Annotated in this window: 16 protein-coding genes; 9 read left to right on the forward strand and 7 right to left on the reverse strand. The window is 71.0% G+C overall.

The genetic code is table 11. The features are described from left to right. Positions 1–99 precede the first annotated feature (99 nt). The 3 genes from AB6A65_RS00150 to AB6A65_RS00160 form a co-directional block, all read right to left on the reverse strand. On the reverse strand, positions 100–2334 hold the full coding sequence (locus AB6A65_RS00150) for a TRAP transporter permease (protein ID WP_371036327.1): 2235 nt from the start codon (positions 2332–2334) through the stop codon (positions 100–102). Between the two features lie 119 nt (positions 2335–2453). Next, positions 2454–3437, reverse strand: coding sequence for a TAXI family TRAP transporter solute-binding subunit (locus AB6A65_RS00155; RefSeq protein ID WP_371036328.1), 984 nt, complete (start codon positions 3435–3437; stop codon positions 2454–2456). 93 nt (positions 3438–3530) lie between these two features. Next, the gene (locus AB6A65_RS00160) at positions 3531–4421 is read right to left on the reverse strand and encodes a LysR family transcriptional regulator (RefSeq protein ID WP_371036329.1); all 891 of its coding nucleotides are present in this window, start codon (positions 4419–4421) and stop codon (positions 3531–3533) included. A gap of 170 nt (positions 4422–4591) precedes the next feature. Between AB6A65_RS00160 and AB6A65_RS00165 the strand changes: the two genes are divergently transcribed. From AB6A65_RS00165 to AB6A65_RS00200, 8 genes are all read left to right on the forward strand, one after another. Continuing rightward, complete coding sequence (locus tag AB6A65_RS00165; protein ID WP_371036330.1) at positions 4592–5071, forward strand: formate dehydrogenase subunit gamma; 480 nt, start codon at positions 4592–4594, stop codon at positions 5069–5071. Further along, entirely contained in the window at positions 5068–6594 is a 1527-nt protein-coding gene (locus AB6A65_RS00170) for an NADH-ubiquinone oxidoreductase-F iron-sulfur binding region domain-containing protein (protein ID WP_371036331.1), read from the forward strand. The genes AB6A65_RS00165 and AB6A65_RS00170 overlap by 4 nt, the downstream gene beginning before the upstream one ends. 88 nt (positions 6595–6682) lie before the next feature. Then, positions 6683–9565: a formate dehydrogenase subunit alpha gene (gene fdhF / locus AB6A65_RS00175; protein ID WP_371036332.1), complete on the forward strand. Its 2883-nt coding sequence runs from the start codon at positions 6683–6685 to the stop codon at positions 9563–9565. A 1-nt stretch (position 9566) separates the two neighbouring features. Next, positions 9567–10352, forward strand: a complete 786-nt coding sequence (gene fdhD, locus AB6A65_RS00180; protein ID WP_371036333.1) for a formate dehydrogenase accessory sulfurtransferase FdhD — start codon at positions 9567–9569, stop codon at positions 10350–10352. Next, positions 10349–10564, forward strand: a complete 216-nt coding sequence (locus AB6A65_RS00185; RefSeq protein ID WP_371036334.1) for a formate dehydrogenase subunit delta — start codon at positions 10349–10351, stop codon at positions 10562–10564. The genes fdhD and AB6A65_RS00185 overlap by 4 nt, the downstream gene beginning before the upstream one ends. A 107-nt stretch (positions 10565–10671) precedes the next feature. After that, positions 10672–11991, forward strand: coding sequence for an NAD(P)/FAD-dependent oxidoreductase (locus tag AB6A65_RS00190; RefSeq protein WP_371036335.1), 1320 nt, complete (start codon positions 10672–10674; stop codon positions 11989–11991). Positions 11992–12003: 12 nt separating this feature from the next. After that, positions 12004–12360: a DUF5368 domain-containing protein gene (locus AB6A65_RS00195; RefSeq protein ID WP_371036336.1), complete on the forward strand. Its 357-nt coding sequence runs from the start codon at positions 12004–12006 to the stop codon at positions 12358–12360. Between the two features lie 199 nt (positions 12361–12559). Next, on the forward strand, positions 12560–13399 hold the full coding sequence (locus AB6A65_RS00200) for an enoyl-CoA hydratase-related protein (protein WP_371036337.1): 840 nt from the start codon (positions 12560–12562) through the stop codon (positions 13397–13399). A 4-nt stretch (positions 13400–13403) separates the two neighbouring features. Here AB6A65_RS00200 and AB6A65_RS00205 read toward each other — a convergent pair whose 3' ends face one another. Genes AB6A65_RS00205 through AB6A65_RS00215 form a run of 3 tightly spaced genes read right to left on the reverse strand, consistent with a single transcriptional unit; the run spans position 13404 to position 18253 of the window. Then, on the reverse strand, positions 13404–14267 hold the full coding sequence (locus AB6A65_RS00205) for a DUF6671 family protein (protein WP_371036338.1): 864 nt from the start codon (positions 14265–14267) through the stop codon (positions 13404–13406). Further along, positions 14264–16675 carry a YbcC family protein gene (locus AB6A65_RS00210; RefSeq protein ID WP_371036800.1) on the reverse strand — a complete coding sequence of 804 codons (2412 nt, stop codon included), beginning with the start codon at positions 16673–16675 and terminating at the stop codon, positions 14264–14266. The genes AB6A65_RS00205 and AB6A65_RS00210 overlap by 4 nt, the downstream gene beginning before the upstream one ends. 33 nt (positions 16676–16708) lie before the next feature. Further along, entirely contained in the window at positions 16709–18253 is a 1545-nt protein-coding gene (locus AB6A65_RS00215) for a proton-conducting transporter membrane subunit (RefSeq protein ID WP_371036339.1), read from the reverse strand. Positions 18254–18365: 112 nt separating this feature from the next. Here AB6A65_RS00215 and AB6A65_RS00220 point away from each other — a divergent pair, with 112 nt between their 5' ends. Next, entirely contained in the window at positions 18366–19256 is an 891-nt protein-coding gene (locus tag AB6A65_RS00220; protein WP_371036340.1) for a LysR family transcriptional regulator, read from the forward strand. Positions 19257–19368: 112 nt separating this feature from the next. Here AB6A65_RS00220 and AB6A65_RS00225 read toward each other — a convergent pair whose 3' ends face one another. After that, entirely contained in the window at positions 19369–20493 is a 1125-nt protein-coding gene (locus tag AB6A65_RS00225) for an NAD(P)/FAD-dependent oxidoreductase (protein ID WP_371036341.1), read from the reverse strand. Positions 20494–20529: the final 36 nt, after the last annotated feature.

Raw genomic sequence — 20529 nt, forward strand, 5'->3', positions numbered from 1 at the left:
GCGACGCCGGACCTGCCGCTCGCAAACGCCGCGGGATGCCTCCGGCCCGCGCCTCGGTGTGGCCCGGGGCCTGATCCCGGCGGCGTTTGGGCGCGCCCCTCAGTCCGCGCCGCGCACCTCGATGGGCGCGTCGGGATCCGGGTGGAAGACGCGCTGGATGAAGAAGCCCGCCGCGGCCAGCCCGATGCCGATCAGGTCGGTGAGCCACCCCCCTTCGATCATGAAAAGCGCCGCCACCAGGATGGCAAGGCGCACCATCCAGGCCGCGCGCGCGCCGAGGAACCAGCCCTGCACCCCTGAGGAGAGCAGGAACACGCCCCCGGTCGCGGTGAGCGCCGCGCGCCCCCCCTCGGGCCAAGTCCCGTCCATGAGCAGGGCGGAGTTGTAGAAGAACATGAAGGGCACGACGAAGGCGGCGATGCCGATCTTGAAGGAGGCGACCGAGGTCTCCATCGGGTTGGCGCCCGAGATGCCCGCCGCCGCGTAGCTCGCCAGCGCCACGGGCGGCGTGATCGCCGAGAGCACCGCGAAGTAGAACACGAAGAAATGCGCGGTGAGCGTCGGAATGCCGAGATTGACGAGCCCCGGCGCCACCACCGAGGCCGCCACCGCGTAGGCCGCCGTGGTGGGCATCCCCATGCCGAGCAGGATCGCGATGCACATCGCGAAGAAGAGCGCGAGAAGCTGGCTCACGCCGGCGAGGCCCAGCAGCAGGTTCGAGAACCGCGCCCCCACCCCGGTGAGCGAAATCACCCCAACGATGATGCCCGCGCAGGCGCAGACCGTGATGATCTGGATCGACATGGTGCCGGCGATCTCAAACGCCTTGCCGACGGATTTGAGGCCCATCCGGTAGGGGGTGAGCCAGCTCACCACCGCGGCGGCGACGGTGGCGTAGGTGCCCGCGCGGATCACCGAGTATCCCATGAAGAGCGCCGCGATGAGGATCACGATCGGCAGGAACAGGAAGGCGCGGCGCGCCATATCGCCGAGGCGCGGCAGCTCGTCGTCGCGCATCCCCCGCATCCCGAGCTTCGCCGCCTCGAAGTCGACCATGAAGTAGACCGACACGAAGTAGAGTACCGCGGGGATGATCGCGGCGATGGCGATCTCCTGGTAGGGGATGCCCGTGATCTCGGCCATGATGAAGGCGCCCGCGCCCATGATGGGCGGCATGATCTGCCCGCCGGTGGAGGCCGCGGCCTCCACCGCGCCCGAGGTCTGCTTCTTGTAGCCCACCTTCTTCATCAACGGGATGGTGAGCGAGCCGGTGGCCACCACGTTGCCCGCCGAGGTGCCGTTGATCATGCCCATGAGGCCCGAGGCGAAGATCGCCACCTTGGCCGGCCCGCCGCGCGCACGGCCCGCCGCGGCGAAGGCGAAGTTCACGAAGTAGTCGCCCACCTTCGATGCCTGAAGGAAGGCGGCGAAGATGATGAAAAGGATGATGTAGGTCGAGCTCACCGCCGTGGTCGGCCCGAGGATGCCCGCATCGGTGTAGACCTGGCTGAAGAAGCGCTGCCAGCTCACCGCGGGAGAATTGAGGAAGCCCGGCATGTACTGGCCGGTGAAGACATAGGCGAGGAAGACGCCGGCGATGATCACGAGGGCGAGGCCCGCCGCGCGCCGCGTCAGCTCCATGATGAGGGCGGTGCCCGCCACCGCGGCGATCGAGATGCCGATGGGCGCGAAGGGCGTGCCCGTGGAGTTGCGCATCAGGGTGCCGTAGATCGTCACCAGGTAGACCGCGACCGAGACCGCGCAGATCCCCAGAAGGATGTCCGGCGCGGCAAACGCCGACCGGCGGCGCCGGTGCGCCCAGCCGATCAGGATGCCGCCGAAGGTGGCCACCAGCAGCGGCACGCCGAAATACCAGATCTCGCGGAAGCGCAGCGTCTCGTCGATGCCGTTCCACATCAGCCCGTCGCGGATGAGGGTCGCGAACCAGACGCCCGCGCCCAGCGAGAAGAGCGCGGGCGCCATGAGCAGGATGGCGAGGCCACCCAGCAGCGGCGTCTCGCGCATTTCCTCGTCGCGGAAACTCGCCGAGGCGTAGAGCAGGAACCCGATCACGAGCGCCCCCGCGATGTGCACGATCCGGAAATTCCACGTCTCCATGGGGAATTGCGGCAGGAACGGGATCTCGACGCCGGTCAGGGCCTCGACCGAAATCCCGTTTAGCGCGGCCATGTGGAAGGCCGCGTAAAGCCCCGAGAACACCGTTACGAAGGTGTAGGCGGCGCCCGTGTAGAGGCGGCGGTTCTTCTCGACCGGCTCTTCGTCGACGCCTTCGGCGATGACCTGCTGGGGATCGATTGCGGGCTGGGAGCTCATGGGCCTCGTCCGTCATGCGGTCTGGGCGGGCAACGTCGCGCGGGCGATGGCCCCGCGCGACGCGCGAAGGCGCGGGCCGCATCCCTTCCGGACGCGGCCCGCAGAGTCTCGGGTGTTGCTTACATCCCGTGGATCATGTCGTCCGGGATATCGGCGTCCGCGTTCTCCTTGAACCAGCGCGCCGCGCCCGGGTGCCACATGAGCACGTTGTTCTTGTCCCAGTTCTCCGGGATCGTCGACCGCGCCGCGCGGTGGATGTTCACCATCCGCTCGTTGTCGGACATCACCACGTCGGTCGCCGCATAGACGAACTCCTCGGGAAGGTCGCAGTTGGCGATGGCGAAGTTCCACATCGAGACCGAGCGCGCCGGCGCCTCGAGGGTCTGGTAGGTGTCCGCCGCGATCTCGAATTGCGAGACCGGGAACGCCTCGAGGATGGTCGCCTGCTCCTCCTCGGTGAACTCGATGATGTTGATGTCGGTCTGCACCTCGAGCTGGCTCACCGCCGGGACGGGCACGCCGGCCGCGAAGGCGATCACGTCGAGAAGCCCGTCCTGAAGCTGGCCGCCGAGATCCGACCAGCCGCCGTTGCGGCGGTCGAAGTTCACGCCGAGCTCTTCCATCATGCGCGGGAAATAGGTGTCGGAGGTGGAGCCCGCCGGGCCGAAGCCGATGCGCGCGCCGTCCGGGATGTCGGAGATCGACGAGATGCCCGAGGACGACAGCGCCGTGATCGAGAACGGCGTCTGGTACATCGGGAACATCGCGCAGGCGTTGGTCATCTGAAGGCCGGGGGCGATCGGGTTGTCGCCGGCCATGGACTCTGCGGCCGGGCCCATCGTCGTCATGCCGAAGGCGGCGTCGCCGGTGTGCACCAGCGCCATGTTCTGCATCGGGCCGCCCGTGACTTCGCCGCCGCCGGAAAGACCGAGCTCCTCGGCCACGAGATTGGCCCAGCCCGAGCCGTAGGCGAAATAGGTGCCGCCCTGGCTCGCCGTGCCGACGGTAAAGCTGTCGGGCCAGCCGGTGCGGTCATAGTCCTGCGCGACGGCCGCGCCGGCCGCGACACTCGCCGCGATTGCGGTCGAAAGAAGCGTTTTCATTGGATCCTCCCTTGGTTCCGTGCCCGCGGACCGTGCCCGCGGGCGTCGCACCGTCATAAAACATATGCCCGCGCGGGCAAGGGAAATGTCCGGTCAGCCGCCGCACTCGGACACCTTGCGCGCCTGGTCGAGGAGCGCCGCGATGACCGGCGTCGTCGGGTCGCGCTCGGGCGCGACGAGCCCGATCAGATGCTCGGCCTCGGGCGCCACGAGCGGCACCGACTGCAGCCCGCCCATCGCGCCGAAGAGCTCCGCCAGGCGGCTCGGCAGCACCGTGGCGAGGCCGCCCGCGCGGACATGGCTGACCAGCGTGACCACCGAGCTCGCCTCCAGAACGGGGTCGGCGGTGCGCCCGGCCTCGGCCATGTGCTGGTTGACGATCCGCCGGTTCTGCATGTCGGGCGTCAGGAGCGCGAGCGGCAGGTCGGCAAGCTCCGCCCAGCCCAGCCGCGCCCGCCCCGCAAGCGGCCCGCCCTCGGGCGCGACGGCCATGTAGCGTTCGCGGTAGAGCGGGACGGAGGCCACGCGCCCCAGCGGCTCGTTGTCGAGGTAGGTGATGCCCGCCTCCGCCTCGAGGTCGTCGAGCATAGCGAGGATCTCCGCCGAGCTGCGCGAGTAGATCGAGAAGCGCACGTTGGGATGCCGCGTGCGGAACGGCGTGGTCAGCCGCTCCACCGTGGAAAGCGCGGTGGGGATCACCGCGAGGCGCAGGTTGCCCGAAAGCCCCTGCCGCGCCGCGCGCATCTCGGCGCGCATGGCGCGGCTGTCGGCCACGATGCGCCGCGCCCAGTCGAGCACGCGCTGGCCTTCCGGCGTGAGCCCCTGGAAGCGCGACCCGCGCCAGACCAGCATCACGCCGAGCTGGTCCTCGAGCTGCTTGATCCCGGCCGAGAGCGTGGGCTGCGTCACGCCGCATTCCTCCGCCGCGCGGCCGAAATGCTGCTCGTGCGCGAGCGCGATGAACATCTCCAGCTTGTCGATCATGGCCTCGTCTCCGTTCACCCTTTCGCGACCGAAATCCCCTGCGCGACGTGATGCGAGGGGTTTGCGACCGCTTGATAGAAGATACCTATCAAACGACGAAACTGCGACATTGAACCGCAGCGCCGTCCGCGGCATCCGCGGAGCGAGAAGATCGCCAAGGAGTGCGCCTCATGGCCCTCGACGCCGCCGCCAATCCGCGCCTCGCCCGGCTCGACGAGATCGTGCGCTCCCATGCCGGGCGCGAGGGGCCGCTTTTGCCCATCCTGCACGACGTTCAGGCGGAGTGGGGCCACATCCCCGCCGAGATGATCCCGGCCATCGCCGACAGGCTCAACCTTACCCGCGCCGAGGTGCACGGGGTGGTGAGTTTCTACCACGACTTCCGCGAGGCGCCCGCCGGCCGCAGGGTCGTGAAGCTCTGCCGCTCCGAGGCCTGCAAGGCCGTGGGCGCGGACGCGCTCGCCGCGGAGGCCGAGGCGCGCCTCGGCGTCGCCATGGGCGAGACGCGGGCGGACGGCGCCGTGACGCTGGAGCCGGTCTATTGCCTCGGGCTCTGCGCCTGCGGCCCGGCGGCGATGGTGGACGGCGAGATCGTCGGGCGCGCGGACGCGGCGCGGATCGAGGCCACGGTGAAGGAGCGCGACGCATGAAGGTCTATCTGCCCCGCGACGCCGCCGCGAAGGCGCTCGGCGCCGAGGCCGTGGCGCAAGCCCTGCGCGCCGAGGCCGACCGCCGCGACGTTCCGTTCGAGCTCGTTCGCACGGGCGCGCGCGGCATGATCTGGCTGGAGCCGCTTCTCGAGATCGAGTGCGACGGCCAGCGCCACGGCTTCGGACCGATGACGGCGGCGGATGTGCCGGCGCTCTTCGAGACCGCGGATGCCCACCCCAAGGCGCTGGGGCCCGTGGAAGAGCTCGACTGGATGAAGCGGCAGACCCGGCTCACCTTCCAGCGCTGCGGCGTGATCGACCCGCTCGACCTTGGCCAGTACGAGGCCCATGGCGGGCTTGCCGGGCTGCGCCGTGCGCTCGGGATGACGGCCGCGGAGATCGTCCAGGAAGTGACCGAGAGCGGGCTTCGCGGACGGGGCGGCGCGGGCTTTCCCACGGGGATCAAGTGGAACACCGTCCTGAACGCCGAGGGCCCGCAGAAATACATCGTCTGCAACGCCGACGAGGGCGACAGCGGCACTTTCGCCGACCGCATGATCATGGAGGGTGACCCGTTCTGCCTGATCGAGGGCATGGCGATCGCCGGGCTCGGCACGGGCGCCACGCGTGGCTACGTCTACCTCCGCTCGGAATACCCCGACGCCATCGAGGTGATGGAGGAGGCGGTGCGCTGCGCCCGCGCGGCGGGCGTGCTGGGCGACGACCTGCTCGGCTCCGGCCGCGCCTTCGACATGGAGATCCGCGTGGGCGCGGGCGCCTATGTCTGCGGCGAGGAGACCTCTCTGCTGAACTCACTCGAGGGCAAGCGCGGCATCGTGCGCGCGAAGCCGCCGCTCCCGGCGCTCGAGGGCTTCCTCGGCCGGCCCACGGTGGTCAACAACGTCATCAGCCTCGCCACCGTGCCGGTCATCTTCGAGAAGGGCGCGGCGTTCTACGCCGATTTCGGGCTCGGCCGGTCGAAGGGCACGATCCCGGTGCAGATCGCGGGCAACGTGGCGCGCGGCGGGCTGTTCGAGACCGCCTTCGGCATGCCGCTCGGAACCCTCGTCGAGGAGATCGCGGGCGGCACCGCCTCGGGGCGGCCGGTGAAGGCGGTGCAGGTGGGCGGGCCGCTCGGCGCCTACATGCACGCCTCCCAGTTCGACACGCCCTTCGGCTACGAGGAATTCGACGGCCAGGGCGGGCTCATCGGCCATGCGGGCATCGTGGTCTTCGACGAGAGCGCCGACATGCTGGAGATGGCGCGCTTCGCCATGGAGTTCTGCGCCGTGGAGAGCTGCGGCAAGTGCACCCCCTGCCGGATCGGCGCGGTGCGCGGGGTCGAGACGCTCGAGCGCATCCGCGCCGGCGACGGTGCGGCGGTGGAGCTGCTCGCCGACCTCTGCGAGACGATGAAGGACGGCTCGCTCTGCGCGCTGGGCGGGTTCACCCCCTACCCCGTGATGAGCGCGCTGCGCCACTTCCCCGAGGAGTTCGGCGCCGCGCGGGAGGCCGCGGAATGAGACCCGGGGCCGGTTTCGCCGCGCGGAGAGCTGGCGCGGCACTGACGTCTCCCCTGAGTATTTGGGCCAAGAAGAAGGAACTGGGCGAATGAAGGATTTCGTCATTCCCTGGGACGACGCGGACAAGGGCACGCCGGCGAAAACCGGCGCGCCGGTGACGCTCAGCGTGGACGGGATCGCCGTCACGGTGCCCGAGGGCACCTCCATCATGCGCGCGGCCGCCGAGGCGGGCATCCAGGTGCCGAAGCTTTGCGCGACCGACAGCCTGGAGGCCTTCGGCTCCTGCCGGCTCTGCGTGGTGGAGATCGAGGGGCGGCGCGGCACGCCTGCTTCCTGCACCACGCCGGTGGCCGAGGGGATGGTGGTGCGCACCCAGACGCCCAAGGTGCAGAAGCTCCGCAAGGGGGTGATGGAGCTCTACATCTCCGACCACCCGCTCGACTGCCTGACCTGCGCCGCGAACGGCGACTGCGAATTGCAGGACATGGCCGGCGCGGTGGGCCTGCGCGACGTGCGCTACGGCTACGAGGGCGAGAACCATGTCGTCGCGCGCTCGAACGGCGAGGCGAACCCGCGCTACCTGCCCAAGGACGAGAGCAATCCCTATTTCACCTACGATCCGTCGAAATGCATCGTCTGCTCACGCTGCGTGCGCGCCTGCGAGGAGGTGCAGGGCACCTTCGCGCTGACCATCGAGGGCCGCGGCTTCGACAGCCGCGTGTCGGCGGGCATGGCGGGCGACGATTTCCTGAACTCTGAATGCGTGAGCTGCGGCGCCTGCGTGCAGGCCTGCCCGACGGCGACGCTGCAGGAGAAATCCGTGATCGAGCTCGGCACGCCCGAGCGCAAGGTCGTGACCACCTGCGCCTATTGCGGGGTGGGATGCTCCTTCGAGGCGCAGCTGAACGGCGACCAGCTCGTGCGCATGGTGCCCTGGAAGCAGGGCAAGGCGAACCGGGGGCATTCCTGCGTGAAGGGCCGCTTCGCCTACGGCTATGCGAGCCACCCCGACCGCATCCTGAACCCGATGATCCGCGAGACGATCGACGAACCCTGGCGCGAGGTGTCCTGGGACGAGGCGCTGTCCTTCGCCGCCGGGCGCCTGCGCGGCATCCAGGAGGCGCACGGGCGCCAGGCCATCGGCGGCATCACGTCGAGCCGCTGCACCAACGAGGAGACCTACCTCGTCCAGAAGATGATCCGCGCCGTCTTCGGCAACAACAACACCGACACCTGCGCGCGGGTCTGCCACTCGCCCACGGGCTACGGGCTCAAGACCACCTTCGGCACCTCCGCGGGCACGCAGGATTTCGACTCGGTGGAGCACACCGATGTCGTGCTGGTGATCGGCGCCAATCCGACCGACGGGCACCCGGTCTTCGCATCGCGGCTCAAGAAGCGCCTGCGCGCGGGCGCGAAGCTCATCGTCGTCGACCCACGCCGGATCGACCTCGTGCGCACGCCCCATATCGAGGCCGCGCATCACCTGCCGCTGCGCCCGGGAACCAATGTGGCGGTGCTGACCGCCCTGGCCCATGTCATCGTGACCGAGGGTCTGGTGGACGAGGGCTTCGTGCGCGAGCGCTGCGACTGGGACGAGTTCCAGGACTGGGCGGGCTTCGTCGCCGAGGACCGGCACGCGCCCGAGGCCACCGAGGCGCTCACCGGCGTGCCGGCGGCCGAGCTCCGCGCCGCGGCCCGGCTCTATGCCACGGGCGGCAACGGGGCGATCTACTACGGGCTCGGCGTGACCGAGCACTCCCAGGGCTCCACCACCGTGATGGCGATCGCGAACCTCGCCATGGCGACCGGCAACATCGGCCGGCCGGGCGTGGGCGTGAACCCGCTCCGGGGCCAGAACAACGTGCAGGGCGCCTGCGACATGGGCTCCTTCCCGCATGAGCTGCCGGGCTACCGCCATGTCTCGGACGAGGCGGCGCGGGAGGTGTTCGAGCGGATCTGGGGCGCGACGATCGACCCCGAGCCGGGCCTGCGCATCCCCAACATGCTGGACGCGGCCGTCTCGGGCGAGTTCCGCGGCATCTACATCCAGGGCGAGGACATCCTGCAATCCGATCCCGACACGCACCACGTCGCCGCGGGCCTTGCCGCGATGGAGTGCGTGATCGTCCACGATCTCTTCCTGAACGAGACCGCGAACTACGCGCATGTCTTCCTGCCGGGCTCCACCTTCCTGGAGAAGGACGGCACCTTCACCAACGCCGAGCGCCGGATCAACCGCGTTCGCAAGGTGATGGAGCCGAAGAACGGGTTCGCCGACTGGGAGATCACCCAGATGCTGGCGAACGCCATGGGCGCGGACTGGGATTACACGCATCCCGCCGAGGTCATGGACGAGATCGCCGCCACCACCCCCTCCTTCGCCGGCGTCTCCTACGCGGTGCTCGAGGAAAAGGGGTCCGTCCAGTGGCCCTGCAACGAGGCCAGGCCCGAGGGCTCGCCGGTGATGCACATCGACGGCTTCGTGCGCGGCAAGGGCAAGTTCGTGCTGACCGAATACGTGCCCACCGAAGAGCGGACCGGCCCGCGCTTCCCGCTTCTGCTCACCACCGGGCGGATCCTCAGCCAGTACAACGTGGGCGCCCAGACCCGGCGCACCGCGAACACGGTGTGGCATGAAGAGGACGTGCTGGAAATCCACCCCAACGACGCCGAACTGCGTGGCATCCGCGAGGGCCAGTGGGTGAAGATCGCGTCCCGCAAGGGCGAGACCTCGCTGCGCGCGCACCTGACAGAGCGGATGGCGTCGGGCGTGGTCTACACCACCTTCCACCACCCCGACACGCAGGCCAACGTGGTGACGACCGACTATTCCGACTGGGCGACCAACTGCCCGGAATACAAGGTGACGGCTGTGCAGGTGAGCCCCTCGAACGGGCCGACGGAGTGGCAGGAGGACTACGCGGCCATGGCGGACCGGGCACGCCGCGTGCTGCCGGCGGCGGAGTGACATGACCCGCGATCCGCGCATCGAGATCGGCCCCCGGGCGGCCCTGCCGCTGGCGGACGAGGTACCCGTGGCGCTCGTCTACAACGGCGAGACGCAGGCGGTGATGATGGCCACGCCGCGCGATCTGGAGGATTTCGCGCGAGGCTTCTCGCTGACCGAGGGGATCGTCACGGCGGCCGACGAGATCGAGGAAATCGAGATCGTCGACCACGGGCGCGGGTTCGAGGCGCGGATGTGGCTGCCCGAGGCGGCGGCGGGGCGGCTCGCCGCGCGCCGGCGCGCGATGACGGGGCCGGTGGGCTGCGGGCTCTGCGGAATCGACTCGATCGAGGCGGCGCTTCGCCCCGCCGCGCAGGTCGCCACCGGTTCGCTGCGCCTGTCGGCCCGCGACCTGCGCGCCGCGCCGGAGGCGCTGCGCCGGCGCCAGCCGGGCCATGACGCGACCCATGCCATGCACGCCGCCGCGCTCTGGGAACCGGGGCGCGGTCTCCTCTTCCCGCGCGAGGACGTGGGCCGGCACAACGCGCTCGACAAGGTGGCGGGCGCCTGCCTCGCCGCCGGCGAGACGGGGCGCGGCCGCGCCGTGGTGCTGACCTCCCGCGTGTCGGTGGAGATGGTGCAAAAGGCCGCCGCGATGGGCGCCGAGGCTGTTGTCGCCGTCTCCGCGCCCACCGCGCTCGCCGTCGAGATGGCCGAGGCCGCGGGGTTGACGCTCTTGGCCGGGCTCAAGCACACCGCGCGGGTTTACGCCCACCCGCACCGACTGACCGAGGGAGCGATCGAATGACCGAGGAAAAACTCGTCCGCATGGCGAACCAGATCGCCACCTTCTTCCACTCGCAACACGACGCGGACCGCGCGGCACAGGTGGCCCGACACCTTGCCGATTTCTGGGAGCCGCGCATGCGCAAGGACCTCTTCGCACTCATCGAGCGCAGCGGCGCGGGCCTCGACCCGCTGGTGATCGAGGCGGCGGGTCGGCTCCGGGCCGAGGCGTGACGTAAGGACGCGCCGAAAGACGCACGCGAAACTCAGCTTTCTTGATCTGGATCAACGAAGGGTATGCTGTTGTATTCCATAGCCGCGATATGACGCGGAGGATGCACATGCCCGATACCCGACTCCCGAAAGCCAGCCGTCGCGGCTTTCTCGGCCTCGCGGCCGGGGCCGGCGCGCTCGCCCTCGCGGGGCCCGGCGCCGAGGCGCAGGCGCGCGTGCCCACGAACGCCCATATCGTCATCCTGGGCGCCGGCGCCGCCGGCACCTCGCTCGCCAACCGCCTTGTGCAGCGCCTCGAGGGCGCGCGCATCACCATCGTGGACGGCCGGGCCGAGCATTGGTACCAGCCCGGCTGGACGCTGATCGCCGCGGGGTTGAAACCGGCGGAATATTCGGTCAGCACGACCACCGAATGGCTGCCCCAGGGCGTGACGCTCAGGCCGGAATACGCCGCCGAGATCGACCCGGAGGCGAAGCGCGTGGGCCTCTCCGGCGGCGAGAGCCTCGACTACGACTACCTGATCGTGGCGTCGGGCATCTCGCTAGACTGGGACGCGGTCGAGGGCTTCTCTCTCGACATGGTGGGCCAGAACGGCATCGGCGCGGTCTACGCGGGCCCCGAACATGCCGCTAAGACATGGCAAGCCATGGACCGCTTCACCGATGAGGGCGGGGAGGCGGTGTTCTTCCGGCCCGCGACCGAGATGAAATGCGCGGGCGCGCCGCTCAAATACACCTTCCTCACCGACGACTACGCGCGCCGCAAGGGCAACCGCGCGAATACGAAGATCACCTACGCCGCGCATTCGGGCAGCTATTTCAGCGTGCCCATCGTGCACGAAAAGGTGCGGATGCTCTTCGACGACAAGGGCATCGAGACGCGCAAGAATCACGTGCTGAAGGCGATCGACCCCGGCCGGAAGCTGCTGACCTTCGCCACGCCCGAAGGCGACACGGAGATGCCCTACGATTTCACCAACGTGATCCCGCCCATGCGCGCGCCCGACGTCGTGCGGCAGTCGGGGCTGTCCTGGGCCGACCGGTGGACCGACCAGGGCTGGGTGGAAGTGGACCAGCAGACCCTGCGCCACCGCCGCTACCCCGACGTCTTCGCCGTGGGCGACGTGGCCGGCGTGCCCAAGGGCAAGACCGCCGCGAGCGTGAAATGGCAGGTCCCGGTGGTGGAAGAGCATCTGGTCGCCCAGATCGCGGGCGACACGACGGACGCGGCCTATAACGGCTACACCTCCTGCCCGCTCATCACGCGCGTGGGCCGGGCCATGCTGATCGAGTTCGACTACAACAACGACCTCACCCCGAGCTTTCCCGGCGTGATCGCGCCGCTCGAGGAGCTCTGGATCAGCTGGCTCATGAAGGAGGTCGCGCTGAAGGCCACCTACAACGCCATGCTGCGCGGCAAGGCCTGAGGAGGATACCCCATGCAGGAACTCACCTTCGAGACCATGATCGCCGTGTTCGAGGAAATGTTCGGACCGGTGCTGTTCTGGGCCCTCGTGATCGCCGCGGCGGTGGTCACGCTGGGCTATATCTACGTTCTGATCCGCGACCGCGCGGTGAGCTGGCAGAAATTCCTGGCGGCCCAGCTCGCGATGCCCGTGGGCGCCGTTGCCGCCGTGTGGTTCGTGATGGCGATCACGGATTCGGGCATGTCCGATATCGGGGGCCCGATCGACGTGATCGTGATGCTCGGTGTCGCGGCGGCCGGCGCGGTCGGCGCGGCGATTCTCGTCTACACCGTCCAGTCGCTGCTGTTCCCGCCCGAGCGCGACGCCTGAGCCGTTCCCCCGAGGGCCCGATCTTCACGCGCCCCCTCGTTTTGTGCGCATGATATGCTAGGTCTAGGACAAAGGGGGCCGCGACTCCGGCGGCCGCGCCCACGCGGGAGGGACGCATGGAAACGGGACGGAGGCAGCAGTCGCGATCGATAACTGTCTCGGGCGGGCGCCCGGCCGGGTCCGCGCCGCGAGGTGCGGCATGAATCAGCAACTGCCCCGGTCCCGGACGCTCGCGCTGGAACAGGATGGCCCGTGGCTGACGGTGTGGTTCGATGACCCTGCCAACGGCAACGCCCTCGGACGGACCCGGATCGCCGAACTGGCGCGACTGACGCACGGGCTGGCGCTGCGCCCCGACATTCGCGGCGTGCTCTTCCGCGGCCGTGGCGGCGTGTTCTGCGAGGGCGCGCTCGGCGACGTGCTGCGCGCGGGGGCCAACCGCGACATCGACCGCGAGGCGCTCGTGCAGGCCAGCCGCTCGTTCGGCGCGCTCCTCCGGCGTGTCGCCACGCTGCCGCAGCTGACCGTGATGGCCGTCGAAGGACCCGCGCACGCTGCGGGCTGCGGCTTTGCCGCTGCGGGCGACCTGGTGCTCGCCGCTGATGGCGCGGAGTTCGCCTTCACCGACACGCGGCGCGGGATGGTGCCCGCGCAGATCGCCCCGATCATGCTGGCGCGGCTGGGGCATCGCGCGGCGCGCCGCCTGCTTCTGCTGGGAGAGCATGTCGACGCGCGCGCGGCGCTCGATATCGGCCTGGCGGATGCCGTCTTTCCCGACAGCGCCGCCCTCGATGCCGAGATCGCGCGGATCCGCGACGGCCTGACGCTCTGCGCGCCGGGCGCCGTCGCGGCCACCAAGCGCCTGCTGCTGGACCTGCCCGGCCTGCTGCCGGACGAGCAGCTCGACATGGCGGCCGACGTCTTCGCCGACCAGATCGAAAGCGCGGAAGGGCGCGAGGGGCTGGAAAGCTTCTTCGGCGCCCGTAGCCCCGGCTGGACCTCCCCCGGCGGGGGCCGCGGAACGCGGCGCGGCTCCTGACGCGTCAGGGGTTGCAGGCCGGGCAATCGCCGGGGTCGCCCGGTTGCGGGTGGCCCGCGGGCGCGGCCTCGTGGCCGCAGGCCACGCATCCCAGCACATCTTCCCCCGGGCGGAGCGTCGGTCCCCCGCACCACGCACAGGGCCGCGCCGGCCCCGCGCGCAGGCGGCCGTATCCCGGCGCGCCGCAGGCGGGGCAGGCCCGCGCCAGGCGCTCCGCGAAACGTTGGGCCAGCCGGCCGATGGTGGACATCCGCGCCGGGTTCATGTGGGCGCGCATGTCCGTCTCGACGCGGGCGAGCCCGTCGGCCGAGGCCGCGGCGCTTTCCTCCACGGCGCGGGCGAGCGCCGCGCGCGCGGCGATCCCTTTGCGCACCGGCCCCGCGCCCGCGTTCGGCCGCACCACCGCCGCCTGGCGGGGAAAGCCGATCCCGGCGAGGAAGCTCTCCAGCGTCTCGACCGACGCGGCCTCCGTCGCGGCATAGACCGGGGCGCTGTCCACGATCTCTTCCCAGAGGACGAGGCCGCGGGCGTCGTCCACGAGCACCAGCACTTCTGCCCCCGCCGGCAGGAAGGGGATGGAGGGGTGCGGCCCGTAGGCCCCTTCGGAGGCGAGCCCCAGGTCCGAGCCCGCCGCCCGCATCCCGAGCCGCGCCTTGGCGAGCGCCGCTTCGCGCAGACCGCCCGCGCGCGGGATCTCGCCCGTGAAGGTGCCGAGCGCGTCGGTGTCGAGCCCCCGCGCCACCTCCAACGCCAGCCCCGCGACGCGCGAAAGAGGCGGCGCGATGGCCGCCTGCTTCCCGTGCATGGTGGCCAGAACCGCCCGCCGGCCGGCCCAGAGCGCCGGGCCCACGGGCCCGGACACCCTCATCCCACCGCCTTCAGCACCGGCCCGGGCCGGGCCACGCCCTCGACGGCCTCCCATTCGAGGTCGCCCGTGTAGCGCCACGCCACCTGCCCCGCCTCGTCGAGGGCGAAGAGGTGAAGCCAGCGGTTGTCGAACAGGGCGCGCACACCGTCGTGGCGCTTCAGGATGTCGCTCATCGCCTCGCGCGGCGCCTCGATGCAGACCGACAGGCGCAGGGGCTCATGCGCGAGGCCCTCGCCGTCATGCACCGCCTGCCAGGGCAGCCCGGCCCGCATCAGCCCGCCGTTGCCCTCCACCACGCCGATCCCGCCGGTGACGTTGTGCAGCAGCTTGTTGCCGCCGCCGAACGCCTGCGGCGCCACGGTCGAGCCGTAGTATTGCAGGCTGATCCAGCTCGCCACCACCACCGGCGCCGTCATGATGAGTTCCAGCACGCCGAAGCCCTCGTCGGCCCGCCAGTCGTAGTTGTGCAGGAAGGCGCGGCCCTCGAGCGACCGGCCCCCGGTGCGCGTGCGCGGCGCCGCGATGAAGGCCCGGCAGCCGGCGAGCGCCCATTCCGGACGCACCTCCGCCCAGTCGCGCGCGCGCGCCGCGACCTCGGCCTCGCCAGCCGCGCGCGGCAGCCGCAGCGCGCGCTCCGCCCGCGCCACGCGCCCCGCCTTGGCAAGCCAGCCCTTCACGTCCCCAAGCAGGGCCTTGTGCTGGCCGGCGTCGATGTCCGCCTCGTAAAGCTTCACCGTGTCGGTGGTGGTATCGTGCAGCGCGGCCACGAAAAGCGTATCGCCCGGGATCTCGATGCCCTTCGCGGCGACGCCCTGGCGCACCTCCGGATCGTTGAGCAGCGCGGCCAGAAGCCGGGCGTTCACCTCGCCGGAATAGCCGCCGCACGCGCCGCAGTGATAGGCCGAGGCATGCGGGTTGTTGGTCACGTTCGCGCCGTGGCCCGCCAGCAGCACGATGCGGCCGAAGCCCTCGGTGAGCGACATGGCGCGCAGCACGGTTTCCGCCGCGCCGACCCGCTCGGGCAGCGACAGCGCCGGGTCGAGCCGGGGTGCGGGCCCGTCGGGCAGCTTGCCCTCCTCGAGGCCGAGCGCATCGCGCACGAGCCGGCCGGCATAGACCGGGCCCATCGCCTCCACGAAGGCGAAGGAGGAGACGGCGGCGAACTTGAACCGGCCCCAGGCGCGCTTCGCCCGCGCGGTGAACCGCGCCTGGCGGTCGGCCTCCTCGATCTCGGGCCCGCCCGCGACGGAGCACACGCCGGGGTTCAGAAGCACGGGCAGGCGCAGCTCCTCCACGTCGGAGGCGAAGCCGCGGTGCTTCGTGGCGAGCCCGAAGAACCCGGCGAAGCCCAGCGTCTCGATGCCCGGATCGACCGATTCCAGCGCCCGGCGGAACACTTCAGAGCGCACGTCGATGCAGAAGGCGGCCTGAAGCGACGGACGCTCTGTCGCCGGCGCGGGCGGCTGGGTCGCGAGCGTCGCGGCGATCTCGCGCTGCGCGGCGCGTTCGGCCGCCTCCTGCAGGATCTCGTCCACCACGAGATCCTCGCTCGGCGCCAGCGGCGCCGCGTGAGAGGCGCGCACGCGCTCCCAGCGGTCCAGGATCGCCTCCTCATACTGGATAAAGAGCGCCTCTTCCCAGAGGAGCCGGATCGCCAGCATCTCGGTCACCACCGGATCGGTCCCGCCGCCCAGCTCCGCCTGCCACAGCTGGTAGCGGGCGTATTGCGCCCAGCCGCCCATCGTCATGAGAAGCTGGTGGAAATAGGTGGGCAGCGCCGCGTCGACGAGGCCCAGCCGGGACGCGGCGCGCGCGATCGCATCCTCGGCGTGTTCGGGCGCCTCGGCCACATGGGCGGCGAAGCCCTCGAGGCCGTGGATCTCCGGCGTCAGGTCATGGGTCGCCACGGCGCGCCACTCGGCATAGGCGCCGCGGCGCTTGGGCGCCTTCCAGAGCGCCTGCCCCGCGTCGAAGAAGCTTGCCGCCCACTGGCTGACCCGGTCCGCCACGAGACCGGGCCAGTCGAGCCCGCAATGGTCCGACGCCATCTCCGCCACCGTCGGCAGGGCGTGCGGCCGCCGCCGTGGCCGCGCCGCCGCCTCCTTCAGATCGCTCACGCTCGCCGGCCGGGCGGCGTGGCACGACGCGGCGAGCGCGGCCTCCAGATCGGCGTCGGTGATCCGCCCTGCCTCCAGCCGGGACAGATACCACTCGCGCGGCATGGTCACCGGCAGCCCCGCGACCCGGGCGAGCCTTGCGCCCGTCTCGGCCAGCGTCTCGCCCGTCTGGCCGAGAAACGGGTTGACGGCCACGGAAGAGGCCAGCGGCCAGACCGGCGGGATCGCGCGCGCCGCCGCGCCGGCCGCCGCCATGACGGTTCCCGCGGGAAGAGACGTGTTTTCGGTGATATGGGTCATGTCGCTCACTCCGTCCCGAGATCGTCAGTCAATCCGCCGGATGTGCCATCCGCCGAGGATGCGGTCGAAGACCGCGTTCATGTAGAGCCCGTTCGCCAGGTGCACGCGCAGCCCCGCCGCGGCCGGGTGATAGGCCCAGAGCGGGAACATCGCCTGCGCAACCGCCACCGCGCCGAAGCTGATGACGGCCAGCACGATCAGCGCCCATTCGAGCGGACCCGGCACGGGCGTGGCGGGAAGCGTGCCCGCCATCAGCGCCTCGGCCCCGGTCTGCAGCGCGAAGTAGGCCACCGACGCGGCCACCGACATCAGCGCGGTGCGCTGGGTCAGCACCGTGGGCGCGGCGTCGGCGAAACCCTGCGCCAGCAGGTAGGCCACGCCGAAGATCAGGATCGCGCCCAGCGCGATGGCCTGCGGCGACTTGCCGTCGAAGCCGAAGCCGAAGCCCACCGCCGCGTAGATCACGAGCGCGGCGACGAAGGCGCGCAGCACCGCGCCGCCGGAGGGCACCGCCACCGGCCCCGGCCGCCGGGTCGCTGCCACGCCCTCGACCGCCATGCCCGAGGCGAGGAAGGCGTGCGCCTTGTAGAGCGAATGCGCCACGATGTGCAGAAGCGCGAGCGGAAAGAGCGCAAGGCCGCATTGCAGGATCATGAAGCCCATCTGCGCCACCGTGGACCAGGCGAGCGAGGTCTTGACCGCAGGCTGGGTCAGCATGACGAGCCCGCCGAAAAGCGCGGTGAAGCCCCCGATCATCACCAGCACCGCCAGCACCCCGGGCGCGAGCACCATCACGTCGGCGAAGCGGATCAGCAGGAACCCGCCCGCGTTGATGACGCCCGCGTGCAGAAGCGCCGAGACCGGCGTCGGCGTCTCCATCACCTCGGTGAGCCAGCCATGGGTTGGGAACTGCGCGGACTTGAGAAGCGCGGCAAGGGCGAGAAAGCCCGCCGCCCAGAGCGCGGCGTCGGGCGCGACGCCCACACGGGCCGCGGCGAGGATCTCGCCGATGTCGCCGGTGCCGTAGCCGGTGTAAAGCAGCACGGCCGCCGCGATCAGCGACGCGTCGCCGAGGCGCGCGGTCACGAATTTCTTGCGCGCGGCCCGCTGCGCCTGCACCCGCTCGGGGTAGAAGAGAAGAAGCCGCGCCAGGAAGACCGAGGTTGCGATGAAGGCGCTTACGAAGACAGCGAGGCTGCCCGCCTGCACGAAGAGCAGCACCGCGGCGAGGGTCAGCGCCATCCAGCCGGTAAAGGCGCCCTGCCGCGCCTCGCCGTCGAGGTAGGTCGCGGTGTAGCGCAGCACCACCCAGCCCACGAAACTCACCAGCAGAAGCATCGTCACGCTGACCGGGTCGAGCCGCGTGGCGACACCGGCGACGACGCCCGTTCCGGCCCCTTGCGTCAGCAGCACCAGAAGCGAGACGACCGCCACCCCGAAGGCGGCGATGGCGGTGCCCTCGGCCAGGCGCGGCACCAGTCCGGGACGGCCGCCGGGGTTCATGAAGGCCGCGATGGCGGCCGCGATCAGCGCCGCCGGCGCCAGTAGAGGTATCGAAAACACGTCCATGCCTGTCTGTCCCTCGCAGATGCAAAATCCCGTGCCGCGATGCAGTATCAGAGGCCGATCCGGATAATAAATTCATTGTATGGTCGAAGTCGTTCTAATAAAAAGAACGATCATGAGCAGCCTGAACTACCACCACCTGCGCTATTTCCACGCGGTCGCCCATGACGGGAACCTCACGCGCACGGCCGAGCGGCTGAACCTGTCGCAATCCGCGCTGTCCACGCAGATCCGCAAGCTCGAGGAGCGCCTGGGCCACCGGCTTTTCGACCGGCGGGGCCGACAGCTCGTGCTGACCGAGGCGGGCCGGATCGCGCTCGATCACGCCGACGAGATCTTCGCGGCGGGCGACGAACTCGTCGATACGCTCAAGGCGGCCGGGCGCGCGCGGCGGGCGCTTCGCGTGGGCGCGATGGCGACGCTCTCGCGCAACTTCACGCTGGGCTTCCTGCGCCCGCTTCTGGGCCGCGCCGATGTCGAGATCGTCCTGCGTTCGGGCAGCCCGGCGGAGCTGATGCAGGGGCTGGCCACGCTCAACCTCGACGTGGCGCTCCTGAACCGCGCGGCGGCGGAGGACGCGGTGACCCCCTTCGTCTCCCACCGGCTGGACGATCAGCCGGTCAGCCTGGTGGGCACGCCCGCGCGGCTTGCGGGCGAGCGCGACCCGGCCGCCCTGCTCGCCCGGGAGCCGGTGATCCTTCCCACCGCCGAGAGCCCCGTGCGCACCGGGTTCGACGCGCTCTGCGACCGGCTGGGCATCCGCCCCCAGATCGCGGCCGAGGTGGACGACATGGCGATGATGCGCCTCATGGCCCGCGCCGATGCTGGCCTCGCCGTGCTGCCGAGCATCGTGGTGACGGACGAGCTTTCGACCGGCGTGCTGAAGGAGGCGCAGACCCTTGCGGGCATCACCGAAGCGTTTCACGCCGTCACGCTGGAGAGGCGCTTTCCGAACCCGCTCCTGCCCGAGCTCATCCGCCTCGCGGCCCGGCCACGCGCGGGATGAGGCCGCGCGGCATCGCCCTCTCGGCGTGAAGGGGCGTGGCGGTCGCGCGCCGTTTCCGCGCGTCCCGCGCCGGTGCCGGTCCGCCGGCGTCCCGTCCCGCGCCGGGGGCGCCTCAGCCGATCCCGGGCCGCCCGGGGTCGAGCGCGCGCGTGTCGAGCCCCGCCTCCGCCGCGTCGGCCGGCGCGGGCTGGCCCTGCACCAGCGCCGCGGCGACCCGCGCGAGCCCCGGCGCGGTGTGGATGCCATAACCGCCCTGTCCCGCCAGCCAGAAGAAGCCCGGCGCGTCCGCGGCATGGCCCGCCACCGGCACGCCATCGGCCACGAAGCTGCGCAACCCCGCCCAGCTTCGCTCGATCCGGCGCACCGGCAGCTCGCAGGCCTGCTGCACCCGGTCCACCGCGATGGCGATGTCGATCTCCTCGGGGCGCGCGTCGCAGGGCGCCGAGGGCGTCGTGTCGGCGGGCGAGACCAGGAGCTTGCCTGCATCGGGCTTCATGTAGAACTGTTCGTCGATATCCATGAGCATGGGCCAGCCCGACGGGTCCGCGTCGCCCGGCGTGGCGACGATTGCGGCGCTGCGCCGCTTGGCAACGAGCCCCACCGGCGCGACCCCGGCAAGGCGCGCCACCTCGTCGGCCCAGGCGCCGGCGGCGTTGACGACCGTCTCCGCCCGGACGGGCCCGGCGGGCGTCTCGACCTCCCATCGCCCGCCCCGGCGCGCGACGCCCTGCACCTCCGCCCGGCACAGAAGCGTGCCGCCCGCCGCCTTGAAGCGGCGCAGGTAAAGCTGGTGAAGCGCGTGCACGTCGATATCGGCGGCGTCCGCTTCGAGAAGCGCGGCGGCGACGTAGCCCGGCTTCAGGATGGGCAGCCGCGCCTGCGCCTCCTCGGCGGCCGCCGGCGCGACCGCGTTCCCCACTTTCGCGGCGAAGGCGTCGAGCGCCGCGCGCTGATCCTCCCGCGCGACGAAAAGCAGCCCGCGCGGTGACAGCAGCGGATGCCCGTCCGGGCCCGTGGCCGAGCGGAAGACGGGCTCGGAAAGGCACGACAGCGCGCGCACGGCTCCGGGCCCGTAACTCATGGTGAAAAGCGCCGCGGACCGGCCCGTGCTGTGATAGCCCGGCGCCTCCTCGCGCTCCAGAAGGGCCACGCGCGCGCTTGCGGCCAGTTCCGCGGCAAGCGTGCTTCCCGCGATCCCGGCCCCGATCACGGCCACGTCGTAAGCTGCGTCGTCCATTCGAGGCCTCCGTAAGGAACGCTCCGATCCGTGCGG

Origin of the sequence: Rhodosalinus sp. FB01 (assembly GCF_041365715.1) — a bacterium.
GTDB lineage: Bacteria > Pseudomonadota > Alphaproteobacteria > Rhodobacterales > Rhodobacteraceae > Rhodosalinus.

What these genes read in the sequence shown, in the direction of transcription:
- AB6A65_RS00150 (WP_371036327.1), bottom strand. Translation starts at nt 2,334, where the DNA reads ATGAGCTCCCAGCCCGCAATCGATCCCCAGCAGGTCATCGCCGAAGGC.
- AB6A65_RS00155 (WP_371036328.1), bottom strand. Translation starts at nt 3,437, where the DNA reads ATGAAAACGCTTCTTTCGACCGCAATCGCGGCGAGTGTCGCGGCCGGC.
- AB6A65_RS00160 (WP_371036329.1), bottom strand. Translation starts at nt 4,421, where the DNA reads ATGATCGACAAGCTGGAGATGTTCATCGCGCTCGCGCACGAGCAGCAT.
- AB6A65_RS00165 (WP_371036330.1), top strand. Translation starts at nt 4,592, where the DNA reads ATGGCCCTCGACGCCGCCGCCAATCCGCGCCTCGCCCGGCTCGACGAG.
- AB6A65_RS00170 (WP_371036331.1), top strand. Translation starts at nt 5,068, where the DNA reads ATGAAGGTCTATCTGCCCCGCGACGCCGCCGCGAAGGCGCTCGGCGCC.
- fdhF (WP_371036332.1), top strand. Translation starts at nt 6,683, where the DNA reads ATGAAGGATTTCGTCATTCCCTGGGACGACGCGGACAAGGGCACGCCG.
- fdhD (WP_371036333.1), top strand. Translation starts at nt 9,567, where the DNA reads ATGACCCGCGATCCGCGCATCGAGATCGGCCCCCGGGCGGCCCTGCCG.
- AB6A65_RS00185 (WP_371036334.1), top strand. Translation starts at nt 10,349, where the DNA reads ATGACCGAGGAAAAACTCGTCCGCATGGCGAACCAGATCGCCACCTTC.
- AB6A65_RS00190 (WP_371036335.1), top strand. Translation starts at nt 10,672, where the DNA reads ATGCCCGATACCCGACTCCCGAAAGCCAGCCGTCGCGGCTTTCTCGGC.
- AB6A65_RS00195 (WP_371036336.1), top strand. Translation starts at nt 12,004, where the DNA reads ATGCAGGAACTCACCTTCGAGACCATGATCGCCGTGTTCGAGGAAATG.
- AB6A65_RS00200 (WP_371036337.1), top strand. Translation starts at nt 12,560, where the DNA reads ATGAATCAGCAACTGCCCCGGTCCCGGACGCTCGCGCTGGAACAGGAT.
- AB6A65_RS00205 (WP_371036338.1), bottom strand. Translation starts at nt 14,267, where the DNA reads ATGAGGGTGTCCGGGCCCGTGGGCCCGGCGCTCTGGGCCGGCCGGCGG.
- AB6A65_RS00215 (WP_371036339.1), bottom strand. Translation starts at nt 18,253, where the DNA reads ATGGACGTGTTTTCGATACCTCTACTGGCGCCGGCGGCGCTGATCGCG.
- AB6A65_RS00220 (WP_371036340.1), top strand. Translation starts at nt 18,366, where the DNA reads ATGAGCAGCCTGAACTACCACCACCTGCGCTATTTCCACGCGGTCGCC.
- AB6A65_RS00225 (WP_371036341.1), bottom strand. Translation starts at nt 20,493, where the DNA reads ATGGACGACGCAGCTTACGACGTGGCCGTGATCGGGGCCGGGATCGCG.